Origin of the sequence: Sphingopyxis alaskensis RB2256 (genome assembly GCF_000013985.1) — a bacterium.
Lineage (GTDB): Bacteria > Pseudomonadota > Alphaproteobacteria > Sphingomonadales > Sphingomonadaceae > Sphingopyxis > Sphingopyxis alaskensis.
In genome coordinates, this window is the sequence record NC_008048.1 from 1,180,690 (window position 1) to 1,193,756 (window position 13,067).

16 protein-coding genes are annotated in these 13,067 nt (G+C 64.9%); 10 read left to right on the top strand and 6 right to left on the bottom strand.

Annotated elements, in window-relative coordinates:
* Positions 1–2: 2 nt before the first annotated feature.
* Positions 3–380: a Sec-independent protein translocase protein TatB gene (gene tatB, locus SALA_RS17450; RefSeq protein WP_011541445.1), complete on the top strand. Its 378-nt coding sequence runs from the start codon at positions 3–5 to the stop codon at positions 378–380.
* Positions 377–1,186 (top strand): twin-arginine translocase subunit TatC, encoded by an 810-nt coding sequence (tatC, locus tag SALA_RS05775; RefSeq protein WP_011541446.1) that lies wholly within the window; start codon positions 377–379, stop codon positions 1,184–1,186. Before tatB ends, tatC begins: the two co-directional genes overlap by 4 nt.
* Before the next feature lie 17 nt (positions 1,187–1,203).
* Here the strand turns inward: tatC and SALA_RS05780 are convergent, their stop codons facing one another.
* Entirely contained in the window at positions 1,204–1,329 is a 126-nt protein-coding gene (locus tag SALA_RS05780; RefSeq protein ID WP_041383123.1) for an entericidin A/B family lipoprotein, read from the bottom strand.
* A gap of 238 nt (positions 1,330–1,567) precedes the next feature.
* A complete protein-coding gene (gene mgtE, locus SALA_RS05785; protein ID WP_011541448.1) occupies positions 1,568–3,007 on the bottom strand; it encodes a magnesium transporter in 1,440 nt (479 codons plus the stop codon).
* A gap of 159 nt (positions 3,008–3,166) precedes the next feature.
* Between mgtE and SALA_RS05790 the strand changes: the two genes are divergently transcribed.
* Positions 3,167–3,613: a peptidylprolyl isomerase gene (locus tag SALA_RS05790; RefSeq protein ID WP_011541449.1), complete on the top strand. Its 447-nt coding sequence runs from the start codon at positions 3,167–3,169 to the stop codon at positions 3,611–3,613.
* 195 nt (positions 3,614–3,808) lie between these two features.
* On the opposite strand, the gene SALA_RS05795 is transcribed toward SALA_RS05790, so the two are convergent.
* Positions 3,809–4,945, bottom strand: a complete 1,137-nt coding sequence (locus SALA_RS05795) for an NAD(P)H-dependent flavin oxidoreductase (protein ID WP_011541450.1) — start codon at positions 4,943–4,945, stop codon at positions 3,809–3,811.
* A 362-nt stretch (positions 4,946–5,307) separates the two neighbouring features.
* Between SALA_RS05795 and nadC the strand changes: the two genes are divergently transcribed.
* The 3 genes from nadC (at position 5,308) to SALA_RS05810 (ending at position 7,180) form a co-directional block, all read left to right on the top strand.
* Positions 5,308–6,156, top strand: a complete 849-nt coding sequence (gene nadC, locus SALA_RS05800; protein WP_041383124.1) for a carboxylating nicotinate-nucleotide diphosphorylase — start codon at positions 5,308–5,310, stop codon at positions 6,154–6,156.
* Positions 6,143–6,865: a ribonuclease T2 family protein gene (locus SALA_RS05805; RefSeq protein ID WP_011541452.1), complete on the top strand. Its 723-nt coding sequence runs from the start codon at positions 6,143–6,145 to the stop codon at positions 6,863–6,865. The genes nadC and SALA_RS05805 overlap by 14 nt, the downstream gene beginning before the upstream one ends.
* A gap of 90 nt (positions 6,866–6,955) precedes the next feature.
* Positions 6,956–7,180: a hypothetical protein gene (locus SALA_RS05810; protein ID WP_011541453.1), complete on the top strand. Its 225-nt coding sequence runs from the start codon at positions 6,956–6,958 to the stop codon at positions 7,178–7,180.
* Positions 7,181–7,358: 178 nt separating this feature from the next.
* Here the strand turns inward: SALA_RS05810 and SALA_RS05815 are convergent, their stop codons facing one another.
* A complete protein-coding gene (locus tag SALA_RS05815) occupies positions 7,359–8,654 on the bottom strand; it encodes an MFS transporter (RefSeq protein ID WP_011541454.1) in 1,296 nt (431 codons plus the stop codon).
* 129 nt (positions 8,655–8,783) lie between these two features.
* On the opposite strand from SALA_RS05815, the gene pgsA reads away from it, so the two are divergent.
* Genes pgsA through SALA_RS05830 form a run of 3 tightly spaced genes read left to right on the top strand, consistent with a single transcriptional unit; the run spans position 8,784 to position 10,050 of the window.
* Positions 8,784–9,356: a CDP-diacylglycerol--glycerol-3-phosphate 3-phosphatidyltransferase gene (gene pgsA / locus SALA_RS05820; protein ID WP_041383758.1), complete on the top strand. Its 573-nt coding sequence runs from the start codon at positions 8,784–8,786 to the stop codon at positions 9,354–9,356.
* Positions 9,356–9,613 carry a MoaD/ThiS family protein gene (locus SALA_RS05825; RefSeq protein ID WP_011541456.1) on the top strand — a complete coding sequence of 86 codons (258 nt, stop codon included), beginning with the start codon at positions 9,356–9,358 and terminating at the stop codon, positions 9,611–9,613. The genes pgsA and SALA_RS05825 overlap by 1 nt, the downstream gene beginning before the upstream one ends.
* The gene (locus SALA_RS05830; protein WP_011541457.1) at positions 9,610–10,050 is read left to right on the top strand and encodes a molybdenum cofactor biosynthesis protein MoaE; all 441 of its coding nucleotides are present in this window, start codon (positions 9,610–9,612) and stop codon (positions 10,048–10,050) included. The genes SALA_RS05825 and SALA_RS05830 overlap by 4 nt, the downstream gene beginning before the upstream one ends.
* Positions 10,051–10,108: 58 nt before the next feature.
* Here the strand turns inward: SALA_RS05830 and SALA_RS05835 are convergent, their stop codons facing one another.
* The gene (locus SALA_RS05835; protein WP_041383126.1) at positions 10,109–11,014 is read right to left on the bottom strand and encodes a hydrogen peroxide-inducible genes activator; all 906 of its coding nucleotides are present in this window, start codon (positions 11,012–11,014) and stop codon (positions 10,109–10,111) included.
* 135 nt (positions 11,015–11,149) lie between these two features.
* Here SALA_RS05835 and SALA_RS05840 point away from each other — a divergent pair, with 135 nt between their 5' ends.
* Positions 11,150–11,617: a hypothetical protein gene (locus SALA_RS05840; RefSeq protein ID WP_011541459.1), complete on the top strand. Its 468-nt coding sequence runs from the start codon at positions 11,150–11,152 to the stop codon at positions 11,615–11,617.
* A gap of 99 nt (positions 11,618–11,716) precedes the next feature.
* On the opposite strand, the gene trmFO is transcribed toward SALA_RS05840, so the two are convergent.
* Positions 11,717–13,066 carry a methylenetetrahydrofolate--tRNA-(uracil(54)-C(5))-methyltransferase (FADH(2)-oxidizing) TrmFO gene (trmFO, locus tag SALA_RS05845; RefSeq protein ID WP_011541460.1) on the bottom strand — a complete coding sequence of 450 codons (1,350 nt, stop codon included), beginning with the start codon at positions 13,064–13,066 and terminating at the stop codon, positions 11,717–11,719.
* Position 13,067 lies beyond the last annotated feature (1 nt).

A 13,067-nucleotide genomic window follows, 5' to 3' on the forward strand; every position in this document is an offset into this window, starting at 1 on the left:
TCATGTTCGATGTCGCGCCCACCGAGTTGCTGCTCGTCGTGGTGGTGGCCCTGGTGGTCATTGGGCCCAGGGATTTGCCCAAGGCGATGCGCTTTGTCGGTAAATGGCTGGGCAAGGCGCGCGGCATGGCGCGCCATTTCCGCGCCGGGCTCGACACGATGATGCGCGAGGCCGAACTCGAAGAGCTCGAAAAACAGTGGCGCGAACAGAATGAGGCGATCATGCGCGAGTTTCCGCGCCTCGACGACGACGCCGCGGCGACGCCGACGGGCATCGCGCCGCCGCCCGCCCAATCGGCGGATGCCGACAAGAGCGAGGAAACCGGACCGGGCGAGCCCGAAACGCATATCGTCCCGCCGCGGGGTGAGGCGCTGCCATGAGCGATACAGCGCCCGACAACCCGGCGGAGGAGGATGGCGCGGGCGGCAAGATGCCGCTGCTCGATCATCTGATCGAGCTTCGCTCGCGCTTGCTCAAATCCCTGCTCGCCATCGCGCTTGCCTTCGGCGTCTGCTTTTATTTCGCGCGGCCGATCTTTGCGATCCTCGTCCAGCCGTTGATCGCGGCGGGGCAGGGCAAGCTCATCTATACGCAGCTCTTCGAGGCTTTTTTCGTCGAGGTGAAGGTCGCCTTTTTCGCATCGATGATGATCGCCTTTCCGGTGATCGCGAACCAGCTTTGGAAATTCGTCGCACCGGGCCTCTATCGGCAGGAAAAGCGCGCGCTGCTGCCCTTTCTCTTCGCGACGCCGGCGCTCTTCGCAGTCGGGGCGTCCTTCGCCTATTTCATCACCATCCCGCTCGCGCTGCGCTTCCTGCTCGGTTTTCAGGGCGATGTCGGCGGGGTCACGCAGGAAGCCTTGCCGTCGGTCGGCAATTATCTGGACTTCACGATGCAGTTCATCATGGCGTTCGGAATCGCCTTTCTGTTGCCGATCCTGCTGATGCTCATCGAACGCGCGGGGCTGGTCAGCCGCGACCAGCTGATTTCGGCGCGCCGCTACATGATTGTTGCGGCCTTCGCCATTTCGGCCGTGGCGACGCCGCCCGATATCCTGAGCCAGTTCCTGCTCGCGGTGCCGCTGATCCTGCTTTACGAATTTTCGATCTTCGCGATCTGGTTCACCCAGCGCCGACGCAAAACAGGCGCCGAAACGGCGCCTGTCGAGCCTCTCGAAGAGGCTTAGGGTAAGCAAATATCGGGTCAGATGGCCCGGTCGCCCGCTTCGCCGACCGATTCGATGTCGCGGCCGACGCCCTTCACCGTATTGCAGCCAGCGACCAGAAAGCTGGCGAGCAGGGCCAAGAGGATTGCACGAAAACCAGTCATCTTCTCACCTCTTACCATATCCTGATGCAAAATGGCCCGGCACGCTTCGAGGGGGGGAGGGAATGCGGGCCGGGCCAATGTTGCTGAGCAGCGCTGCGGGGGGGCGATGACCGCTGCTCGAACGGGAAACGACCGACCCGGCCGATTTGTTCCCGAAAAAAACGACAGCAAGGACTTTTTTTAGCGGCCATCATTTTGACCCAATGATTCGAGAGGGTTGGGATCACGCCGCTCCAAGCTATAACGTCGTCAGGCCACTGAGCACCGCGAGGCCGAGGAAGGCCAGAAATCCCATCGAATCGGTGGTCATCGTCACGAAGATCGAACTGGCGACCGCCGGGTCCTGATCGAGCCGGTCGAGCAATAGCGGGATCGCGACCCCGGCGACGCCCGCGACGAAGATATTGACGATCATCGCCGCGCCAATAACGGCGCCGAGCGTCGGATTTGCGAACCACAGGGCGGTTGCCGTTCCCGCCACCAGCGCGATCGTCGCGCCGTTGAGCAGCGCGATCGTCATTTCGCGCCAGATCGCGCGCCAGCTGTTCGAATCGGTCAGCTGGTTCATCGCGAGCGCGCGCACCGTGACGGCCAGCGTTTGCGTTCCCGCATTGCCGCCGACCCCGGCGACGATCGGCATCAGCGCGGCAAGCGCGACCATCTGCTCGATCGCGCCTCCGAACAGGCCAACGATGGTCGATGCGACGAGCGCGGTGCCGAGGTTGGCGATCAGCCAGCGCACGCGCGCCGTGTAGGTTTCACGGATCGGCTCGTTGATGTCGCCGTCGCCTGCGCCCGACAGGCGCAATATATCCTCTCCCGCCTCTTCCTGGATGATGTGGACGATGTCGTCGACCGTGATCATGCCGACGAGGCGCCCCGCCTTGTCGACGACCGCGGCGGAGATCAGCGCATATTTCTGAAAGCGCAGTGCGACCTCCTCCTGATCCATGTCGACGGGGATCAGCGTCTGTTCGCGCCTCATCACGTCGCTGATCGCAATGTCGCGCGGGGTGCGGAGGATCCAGCTCAGCTGGCAGGAGCCGACCGGCCGGTGCATCGGATCGACGACAAAGATTTCCCAGAAATCGCTGGTCAGGTCGGCGTCCTCGCGCAGCCGGTCAATCACGTCGCCGACGGTGACATGCTCGGGCACCGCGACGAGGTCGCGCTGCATCAGGCGGCCGGCCGATTCCTCAGGGAAGGAAAGCGCATCCTCGATCGCGGCGCGATCTTCGGGTTGCATCGCCTCGAGCACCGCCTGCTGCTCGTCGGCTTCCATGTCCTCGATGATCGCAACGGCGTCGTCGGTATCGAGTTCGGACGCGAGTTCGGCGACCTGCTCGGGCGCAAGGAGGTCGATCAGTTCCTCGCGCACATAATCGTTCATTTCCGCGAGCACGTCGGCGGAGAGCATGTCGCCGAGCACGGCGGCGAGCATCGGGCGCTCGTCGGAGCGCGCGAGTTCGAACAGGTCCGCGATGTCGGCGGGGTGCAGGCGGCCGATGCGTTCGCGCGCCGCTTCGCCTTCACCCGCTTCGGCGAGGCCGATCACGTCGCGCACAAAATCGGGTTTCAGCCGGTCGTCTTCGTCCAGTTCGGTTTCGAGGGGAAAATCGTCGCGCTCTTCCGCGATCGCCACATCCTCGGGCCGCTGGGATTCTTCGCGTTCGTCCATCGCGCGGTCCTCCCTCATCTTTGGCGGCGTCCGGCTTTTCCCCTAGAGCGGCCACCCGCCGATGGCAACGCCGCGAACATCTTTTAACGATTTTGGGCGTGGCCTTGGCCGGCCCGCCCCGCTATGGCGCTGCCAACCCCGATCACTGGAGCCAAGTCTATGTCCGATACCCTTACGCTTTCGCTGTCGACCGGCGACGTTGTCATCCGTCTGCGCCCCGACCTCGCCCCGTTGCACGTCGAGCGCATTTCGACGCTCGCACAGCAAGGCTTCTACGACGGTGTCGTCTTTCACCGCGTCATCCCCGGCTTCATGGCGCAGGGCGGCGACCCTACGGGAACCGGCATGGGCGGCAGCCAGCTTCCCGACCTGCCGCAGGAGTTCAACAGCGAGCCGCATGTCCGCGGCGTGTGCTCGATGGCTCGCGCGCAGAACCCGAACAGCGCGAACAGCCAGTTCTTCATCTGCTTCGAGGATGCCCGCTTCCTCGACAACCAGTATACCGTCTGGGGCGAAGTGATCGAAGGCATGGAACATGTCGATGCGCTGCCCAAGGGCGAACCGCCGCGCGAGCCGGGCACGATCGTCAAAGCGACGATTTCGTAAACTTCGACCCTTCCCCCTCGATGGGGGAAGGATATGAAGCCTTGCCGCATTAGCGGCTAGGCGAAGTTGGATGGGGGTGATGGCGCGCCCCTGCGCGGGCCGTTTCAGGCCGAGAGCGCACCCCCTCCGCTGTGACTAGCCAGCAAGCTGGCGAGTCTCGCTGCCTCCCCCATAAAGGGGGAGGGGTTTGCTTTTCTATTCTTCCAAAAACCCGTTCAGCCGCTCGCACGCGACGATCCAGTCCTGCTTGAACGCCTGCACGACCTGTCCGGCGCCCATTGCCTCGTTCATCAGCCCGACACCCTGGCCGACCCAATAGGTGGCGAGTGCTTTTGCACCCTCGTGGCCGCCTTCCGCCAGCTTGTCGACCTTGCGCAGCGCGGGTTCGCTGACCAGCGACTGGAGCGGCATCGGCAGCGGTTTCGGCGCGCCTTCGGCTTCCCACGCATCGGTCCACGGCGAGCGGAGCTGGCGCGAGGGCTTGCCGGTACGGCTCTTCGAGCGCACCGTGTCGCGCGCCGAGGCGGCGAGCAGCTTTTCCTTCACCACCGGGTTGGTCTCGGCTTCGGCGGTCGTCAGCCAGACCGATCCGGTCCACGCGCCGTGGGCGCCCATCGCCATCGCCGCCGCCATCTGGCGCCCGGTGACGATGCCGCCCGCCGCGAGAATCGGCGTCGTGTCGCCGATCGCGTCGAGCGCCGCTGCGACTTCGGGCACGAGCACCATCGTCGCGACCTCGCCGCAATGGCCGCCCGCTTCGCCGCCCGCGACGACAAGGATGTCCACCCCCGCGCGCACCTGCGCCAGCGCATGGTCGCGCGTGCCGACAAGCGCGGCGACCGGGACGTTGTGGCGCTTGCCGAGTTCGAGCATCAGCGGCGGCGGGACGCCCAGCGCATTGGCGATCAGCTTGATCGGATGGCGGAAAGCGACCTCGAGCAGCCTTGCGGCGCCTTCTTCGTGCATATTGTCGCCAAAGCTCTGCCGCGCTTCCATCGCAGTCTCGAGGCCGCTCGCATCGACATCGAACCTTCCGAGCAGATCGGCGGCGAACTTCAGGTGGGATTCGGGAATCTGCGCGGCGCCGGACGAGGCTGCTTCGCCCTTGCCCGCAAAGCTGTTGGGGACGATCAGGTCGACGCCATAGGGGCGGCCGCCGATATGCGCGTCGATCCACGCCAGCTCTTCTTCCAGCCGTTCGGGCGGCAGCGCAGCCGCGCCGAACACGCCCATGCCACCCGCTTTCGACACCGCGACGACGACGTCGCGGCAGTGCGAAAAGGCGAGCAGCGGGAATTCGATGCCGAGCATCGCGCAAATGGGGGACTGCATGGGAACCTCTCCGTTTCTTTAGGCGACCTATGACAGCGCTATAGGGTCAGGACCCATTAATTCCCCGTTCGAGGCGTCGAAATGGCGAAGATATCGGGCCTTGGCGGGTGCGGCGGGTAGCATCGCTACCCGCAAGGCCGCGAAGGTCCGATATCGAAGCCATTTCGGCGTCCCTTCGGGATTTGACCGATTTTGCCCATGGCAGCGTCGAAAAGCCTTGAAATATATCCATATTCCTGCGCCTTTCCTCCTCGCCCTGAGCAAAATCGCCTCAAACCTCGAACGGGTAATTAATGGGTCCTGACCCTAGTTTACGTAAACGTCAAGTTGATTTGCTGGACGGGCGGATTATCGCGGGTTGCATGACCCAGTTTCCCATGCCCGGTTTCGACCTCGAGGCTTTCGTCCGTGCCACGCTGGCCGAGGATCTGGGCGCGGGGGGCGATATTACGTCGTTGGCGACGATCCCCGCCGATGCGCGCTTCGACGGTGTAATGGACAGCCGCGACGCGATCACCGTCGCCGGCCTGCCGATCGCCGAGCGATTCTTCCGCGCGCTCGATCCGGCGATGGAAATCGAGATCCTGGCCGAAGAGGGCGCAGAAGTTCCTGCGGGCAGCGATGTGATGCGCCTGTCGGGCAATGCGCGCGCGATGCTGACCGCCGAGCGGTCGGCGCTCAACACGGTGCAGCATCTGTCGGGGATCGCGACGATGACGCGCCAATATGTCGATGCGATCGCGGGAACAGGGGCGACGCTGCTCGACACGCGCAAGACGATACCCGGCCTGCGGGTGCTCGAAAAATATGCGACGCGGATGGGCGGGGCGAAGAATCACCGCATGGGCCTGTGGGACGCGGCGATGATCAAGGATAATCACGTCGCGGTCGCGGGATCGGTCGAGGAAGCGGTGCGGCGGGCGGTGGAGGCGGGAATCGCCGACATCATCGTTGAAGTCGACCGTGTGGCGCAGGTCGAACCGGCACTGGTCGCGGGAGCGACGCATCTGCTGCTCGACAATATGGGCCTCGACGATCTGCGCACCAGCGTCGCGATTGTCGATGGCAGGGTGCCGACCGAGGCGTCGGGCGGGGTGCGGCTCGACACGATCCGCGCGATCGCCGAAACGGGCGTCACCTATGTATCGGTCGGGCGCCTAACCCAGTCGGCGCCCGCGGCCGACATCGGGCTCGATTTTGCGCTGGCTTAGTGCCGCCGCGTTGACGCTGATGCCCGTCGCGGCGCAGGCGCAGGCGCTAGCCTGCTCGGTGCCCGATCGGATTCCCGTGCCGCGCCTCGAACAGCCGCGCCGGGGCGAACCCGTGCGGCGGCCGCCGGTCACCGGCTATCTGCTGGCCATGAGCTGGTCGCCGCAGCATTGCGCCGGCGTCCGCGATCCAAAGGGCGCGCGCGACGCTTTTCAATGTTCGGGCGAACATGGCCGCTTCGGCTGGGTGCTGCACGGGCTGTGGCCCGAAAGCGACGATGCGGATTATCCGCAATGGTGTCGCCCGGCGAAGATCGTGCCGCAGCCGGTGCTGAAAAAACATCTGTGCATGACGCCGTCGGTGCAGTTGCTCCAGCACGAATGGGCGAAGCACGGGACGTGCATGAGCCGGCACCCCGCCGCCTATTTCCGCGCCGCCGGGCTGTTGTTCCGCGCGGTGCGCTTTCCCGACATGCGGGCGCTGGCGTCGCGGCGGCAGACCGCGGGCAGCGTGCGCCGCGCCTTTGCCGCGATCAATCGGGGCGTCACCCCGGCGATGATCGCCGTGACGTCCGACCGCCAGGGATGGCTGAAAGAGGTGCGATTGTGCCTGGGGCCGCGCATGAAGCCGACGCCATGCAAATCCTTTCAGATCGGCGTCAGGGATGGCCGCGCGCTGCGCATTCGTCCTATGCCGGAGCCCCGGCGCTGAACGCGCAGAAACGTCCCGCTTCGGGACGGCGCGGCCGTTAACGCTCTTTTAACCTTATCGACTCGTTAAGATCGTCCTAGCTTCGGGCGCATGGACTCGAACGACCATATCGATATCCGCGGTCGCGTGCGGGCGCATGGCGTCCGGCAGCTGACGATTGCGCGGATGAACGCACCGGCGGACTGGCAGGACGAACTGCGCCGCGCGCTCGTCGCGCACCGCAAGCCCGCCACGATCCTTTCGAGCAACGACTTTCGGCTGTTCCTTCAGAGCTTCGCGATATTTTTCACCGCGACGATGCTTTTCGTCATGTGAGGATTGGACTCGGGCGGCGGATTTGCTCCCCGCCCCGATCCGCCCAGAGCGGCGTGCCGTATATCTGATCCACCGGGAAGGAGCCGATTTGGCCCAGCGCGAGGGGCGAGGAGGGAGCCATGCTGCCGCATAGTGACCGACGATCGACGCTGCGCTGGGCCGAAATGGGCCCGCCGCTCTAATCGCACGCCCGGTGCAGCTTGACCGCGAGCCACGCGGAGACCAGGCACATGGCGGCGCTCATCAGCAACTGGTCGACGACGCCGACGCCCGCGAGGCCGAGCCCCATCGCGAGCAGCGAACCCGCAACCATCGCGCCCGAATTGACGATATTGTTCGCGGCGACAGTGCGCGCGGTCTGGTCCTTGGGCACGGTGGTGGTCAGAAAGGCATAGAGCGGAACGACAAACATGCCGCCGCTGACGGCTATGCCGAGCAGGCTGGCGAGGAGCGGCACGACACCGGGGTGTCCAAGGAAGCCGCCGATGTCGTACAACGCCCCCGCGGGTTGCACACCCCAGTTGCGGCACACCCAGTAAAAGGCGACGACGAACAGCGCCATGACGAGCACGCTCGCCGGGCTGTAGCGCGCCGACACCTCGCCCTTCAGCAACCGGTTCACCGCGACCGAGCCGATCGCGATCCCGATCGAGAAGACGGCGAGGAAGAGGCTGGCGACACTTTTGTCGGCGTGGAGGATATTCTTGGCGAGCGGCGGAAACTGGATGAACAGCACGGCGCCGATCGTCCAGAAAAAGCTGATCGACAAGATCGCGAGATAGAGGCGCGGGATATGCATCGTGCCGCGCACGAGCGCGACGGACGAGCGTATGATATGCCAGTCGATCCCCGTTTCCAGATGCTCGGGCGGCGCCGGGGGCACCTTGCGCCCCGTCCAGTAACCGATCGCGGCGACCAGCACGACGCCGAGCGCCGCCCATTCGACCTCGATCACCCCGGCAAGGATCGTTCCGGCGAGAATCGCGATATAGGTCCCCGCCTCGACCAGCCCGGTGCCCGCCAGCACCTCGTCGCTTTTGAGGTGTTGTGGCAGGATCGCATATTTGATCGGTCCGAAAAAGGTCGAGTGGATTCCCATCGCAAACAACGCAAGCATCATCAGCGGGATGGCGATGAGATGCACCGCAAAACCGAGCCACGCCAGGATCAGCCCGCCGCCGCCGACGAACATGATCAGGATTTCGCAGAATTTGACGATGCGGATGATCCGTGCCTTGTCGCGCGTGTCGGCCAGCTGCCCCGCCAGCGCCGACAGGAGAAAGAAAGGCAGGATGAAGACGCCGGTGGCGACCGCGCTGAACAGCGTTTCCTGTTCCTCGCTGTTGAACACGCCATAAACGACGAACAGCACCATCGCATTCTTGAACAGATTGTCGTTGAATGCACCGAGAAGCTGGGTGACGAAAAGGGGCAGGAACCGGCGTTGCCTCAACAGCGCAATGGAGCCGGTCATGGTGGTCCAATCTTTTCAACTATGTCGGTTCGCACGCATTTCGCGGGCAACAGGTTGTCGCCGGGGGGGCTTATCGGCTAGGGCGGTCGGGGTCAAAGGTCATTTTGACCGGCCATGTCGACGGGGATCATGCTGAGCCTTCCGAACATTTTGACGCTGTCGCGAATCCTGGCGGTGCCCATCCTGCTCTTCCTGCTGTGGCCGGGCGTGACCGAAGGGTCGCACCAGCCCAGGCCGATCGATTATGCACTGGCGTTCGGCCTCTATTGCCTGATGGGCATTACCGATTATTTCGACGGCTATGTCGCCCGTGCGCGCGGCACCGTGTCGCGGCTGGGCATCTTTCTTGACCCCATCGCCGACAAGATCATGATCGCGGCGGTGATCCTGCTGCTCGTCTTCACGCGCGACATCGACGGGTGGCACGTCATCGCCGCGCTTGTCATCCTGCTGCGCGAAATCATCGTGTCGGGGCTGCGCGAGTTTCTTGCGACCTTGCAGGTGTCGATGCCGGTGACGCAGCTTGCCAAATGGAAAACGACCTTCCAGCTTGTCGCCTTTGGCGCGCTGATCCTTGCGGGGGCGCTGCCCGCAATGGCGTGGATCAAGACGGTCGGGCTGGCGTCGTTGTGGGGGGCGGCGGTGCTGACGCTGGTAACCGGCTGGGATTATCTGCGCGTCGGCCTGAAGCATATGGACTGATGCGGCTCGATCTCGCCTATTTCGCCTGGGTGCGCGAGCGGATGGGGATGGCGGGCGAGACGGTCGAACTGCCGCCCGGAATCGCCGATGTCGCGGCGCTGCTCGGCTGGCTCGCGGCGCGTGACGAACGGGGTGCGTCGGCCTTTGCCGAACCGCACCGCATTCGCGCTGCGATCGACGGCGCGATGATGGGCCCCGACGCGCCGCTTGCGGGCGCGCGCGAGGTCGCGCTGTTCCCGCCGGTGACCGGCGGATGATCCGCGTGTTCGTCCAGACTGTGCCGATCGCGGTCGGCGCAGAGTTCGATCTGCACGATGCGGGCGGGCACGGCGCGAGCGCAAGCTTTATCGGGCGTGTGCGCAGCGACGACGGATTGACCGAATTGTTCCTCGAACATCATCCGACGATGACCGAGGCGGAACTCGCCAGCCTCGCCCATGCGGCGGTCGATCGTTGGAAACTGGGCGCGCTGACGCTGATCCACCGTGTCGGTGCGATGGCGCCGGGCGAAACCATCGTGCTCGTCCTTGCGAGCAGCCGTCACCGCGCCGAAGCGCTGGCGGCATGCGAGTTTCTGATCGACCGGCTGAAGACCGACGTGATGCTGTGGAAGCGCGAGACCTTTGCCGACGGGCGCGTGGCGTGGGTCGAGGAACGCGAGGGCGATCGTGCGCGGGCGGAGCGGTGGGATTAGCGTCGTGGGCCCTGAAACAGGTCCGGAGTGACGAAGATTGTGCCGCTAGCACGCCGCTCTATCCCGCCTGATGCTTCCTGAAAATATCGGCGAGCATGCGGAACTCCTCGGCGCGTGGGCTGCCCTTGCGCCAGACGAGCGCGATCGTTCGCCAGTCATGCGCCGAATCGAGCGGGCGCGTGTCGATGTCGGTGTGATCGAGGATGCCCGCCTCGATCGCCATTTGCGGCAGCATGGTGATGCCAAGGCCGTTGTCGACCATCTGCACCAGCGTGTGCAGCGAAGTGCCCATCATCCGCGCGCCGGCACGCAGTTCGGGACGGTTGCACGCCGCGAGTGCGTGATCTTTCAGGCAATGCCCGTCCTCTAGCATCAACATCTGGGCAGGGTCGATCTGGTCGGCGCTGACCGTCGCGGGCAGGTCTTCGGACTGATCGCCGGGAAAGGCGACGAACAGCGCATCGTCGAACAATTCTTCGCTTTCGACGTCGCCGCACGCATAGGGGAGCGCGAGCAGCACGCAATCGACGGCGCCGTGGTGAAGCGACTCGCACGCCTGCGCACTTGGCTCTTCGCGCAGGAACAGCTTGAGCGACGGACGCTCCTTGCGGAGCCGGGGAAGGAGGCCGGGGAGCAGGAAGGGCGCGATCGTCGGGATGACGCTCATGCGCAGTTCGCCAACGAGCGGCGCCGATGCAGCGGCGGCCATGTCGGCAAGCTCCTCGGCCTCGCGCAGCACGCGGTGCGCCTTCTCGACGATCTTGTTGCCGAGCGCGGTGAAGCGCACGACGCGGCGCGTGCGCTCGACGAGCGTTTGCCCCAGCAAGGTTTCCAGTTCGCGGATGCCTGCCGACAGCGTCGACTGGGTGACATTGCACGCATCGGCGGCGCGGCCGAAATGACCATGTTCGTGCAGCGCCACGAGATATTGCATCTGTTTGAGTGAAGGCAGGTAATTTTGCATTGATCGAGTGTAGGGATTTATTGGGCGACTTTGAACAAGGCAGCCGATTAAAATTCGCCGCCAGGATGGTCGCATCGCTTGGCGTCGCGACCGGGGCCGTGATAGCTGATCCGATCACTGGTGGCGGAGAGGCGTATGGCGGTTTCGCGTTTCCTGATCGGCGGCGTGGCGAGCGCGCTGCTGCTGACCGGCGGCCTGTTCCTGTGGCAAGGACACAGCCAGCTGGCCGAAGAGGCTGTGCTCCCGGACCCGCCGCCGGCCTTGCCCGCGATCCCGGTGGCCGGACCGAATGCCCCGACGCGCGGACCGGCGCCGCCCGCGCTGCCCGCCGCCAAGGAAGCCTCGCGCGAGGAGCGGCGTTTCAACCGCTTCGACCGCGACCGCAACGAGCGGATCAGCCGCGTCGAGCTGATGTCGTCGCGCACCGCGGCGTTCCGCAAGCTCGATACGGATGGGAACAATCTGCTGACCTTCGAGGAATGGGCGGTGACGACGAGCGAGCGTTTTGCGGGCGCCGATGCCGACAAGTCGGGTGACCTGACACGCGCCGAGTTTGCAACGACGGCGCCGAAGCGTGCGGCGAAGGCGAAGTGTCGATGTTGACCAGTTTCGTCATTGCGAGCGGAGCGAACCAATCCAGGGCGTTTTACGCCACTCCGGATTGCTGCGTCGCCCTCGGCTCCTCGCAATGACGAACATGGTTCAGGCGGCCACACCCGCCGCAACCGTCATCCACTCCGCCAGCGCCTTGCCCGCGCGCTGCGTATAGCCGAGCTTGCGGTCTTTCTTCCGCACATCGTCCGCCAGCGGTGGAAAAAGCCCGAAATTGACGTTCATCGGCTGATAGGATGACGCATCGGCGCCGCCGGTGATGTGGCAGAGCAGCGCGCCGAGCGCGGTTTCGGGCGGTGGCGGGGGCAGGGCGCGCCCGCCAAGTTCGGCGGCGGCGAAGCGCGCGGCGACGAGGCCGATCGCGGCGCTTTCGACATAGCCCTCGCAGCCGGTTATCTGCCCCGCGAAGCGGATGTGCGGCGCCGACTTCAAGCGAAGCTGCCGGTCGAGCAATTCGGGCGAGCGGATGAAGCTGTTGCGGTGAAGCCCACCCAACCTCGCGAACTCGGCCTTTTCCAGCCCCGGTATGGTGCGGAACAGCCGGACCTGCTCGGCATGTTTGAGCTTGGTCTGGAAACCCACCATGTTCCAGAGCGTGCCCAGCGCATTGTCCTGCCGCAACTGGACGACCGCATAGGGCCAGCGTCCGGTGCGCGGATTGTCGAGCCCGACGCCCTTCATCGGGCCGAAGCGCAGCGTCTCCACCCCGCGTTCGGCCATCACCTCGATCGGCATGCAGCCCTCGAAATAGGGCGTGTCCTTTTCCCAATCCTTGAACTCGGTCTTTTCACCATCGAGCAGCCCCTGGACGAAGGCGTAATACTGATCCTTGTCCAGCGGACAGTTGATATAGTCCCTGCCATCGCCGATCGGCCCGACCCTGTCCCAGCGGCTCGCCATCCACGCAATGTCCATGTCGATGCTGTCGCGATAGACGATGGGGGCGATGGCGTCGAAAAAGGCGAGCGCATCCTTGCCGGTCGCAGCGCCGATGCTTTCCGCGAGCGATGCCGCGGTGAGCGGTCCGGTCGCGACGATGGTGAGGCCTTCGGTCGGGAGTTTGTCGATGCGTTCGCGGACGATGGTGATATTGGGATGCTCCGACAGCGCGCGCGTCACGCCGCCCGAGAAAAGATCGCGGTCGACCGCGAGCGCCGAGCCGGCGGGCACCTTGGTCGCGTCGGCTTCGCGCATGATGATCGAGCCCAGCGCGCGCATCTCGCGATGGAGAAGGCCGACGGCGTTGCTGTCGCCGTCGTCGCTGCGAAAACTGTTCGAGCATACCATTTCGGCAAGCCCGTCGCCCTGATGCGCGGGAGTCATGTCGCCGCCGCCGCGCATTTCGGAGAGGCGCACATGATAACCCGCCTCGGCGAGCTGCCACGCCGCTTCGGACCCGGCGAGCCCTCCGCCGATGATGTGAATGTCGTGGTCCGCCATT

Coding starts and splice junctions, on each gene's coding strand:
- tatB (WP_011541445.1), top strand. CDS start 3: ATGTTCGATGTCGCGCCCACCGAGTTGCTGCTCGTCGTGGTGGTGGCC.
- tatC (WP_011541446.1), top strand. CDS start 377: ATGAGCGATACAGCGCCCGACAACCCGGCGGAGGAGGATGGCGCGGGC.
- SALA_RS05780 (WP_041383123.1), bottom strand. CDS start 1,329: ATGACTGGTTTTCGTGCAATCCTCTTGGCCCTGCTCGCCAGCTTTCTG.
- mgtE (WP_011541448.1), bottom strand. CDS start 3,007: ATGGACGAACGCGAAGAATCCCAGCGGCCCGAGGATGTGGCGATCGCG.
- SALA_RS05790 (WP_011541449.1), top strand. CDS start 3,167: ATGTCCGATACCCTTACGCTTTCGCTGTCGACCGGCGACGTTGTCATC.
- SALA_RS05795 (WP_011541450.1), bottom strand. CDS start 4,945: ATGCAGTCCCCCATTTGCGCGATGCTCGGCATCGAATTCCCGCTGCTC.
- nadC (WP_041383124.1), top strand. CDS start 5,308: ATGACCCAGTTTCCCATGCCCGGTTTCGACCTCGAGGCTTTCGTCCGT.
- SALA_RS05810 (WP_011541453.1), top strand. CDS start 6,956: ATGGACTCGAACGACCATATCGATATCCGCGGTCGCGTGCGGGCGCAT.
- SALA_RS05815 (WP_011541454.1), bottom strand. CDS start 8,654: ATGACCGGCTCCATTGCGCTGTTGAGGCAACGCCGGTTCCTGCCCCTT.
- pgsA (WP_041383758.1), top strand. CDS start 8,784: ATGCTGAGCCTTCCGAACATTTTGACGCTGTCGCGAATCCTGGCGGTG.
- SALA_RS05825 (WP_011541456.1), top strand. CDS start 9,356: ATGCGGCTCGATCTCGCCTATTTCGCCTGGGTGCGCGAGCGGATGGGG.
- SALA_RS05830 (WP_011541457.1), top strand. CDS start 9,610: ATGATCCGCGTGTTCGTCCAGACTGTGCCGATCGCGGTCGGCGCAGAG.
- SALA_RS05835 (WP_041383126.1), bottom strand. CDS start 11,014: ATGCAAAATTACCTGCCTTCACTCAAACAGATGCAATATCTCGTGGCG.
- SALA_RS05840 (WP_011541459.1), top strand. CDS start 11,150: ATGGCGGTTTCGCGTTTCCTGATCGGCGGCGTGGCGAGCGCGCTGCTG.
- trmFO (WP_011541460.1), bottom strand. CDS start 13,066: ATGGCGGACCACGACATTCACATCATCGGCGGAGGGCTCGCCGGGTCC.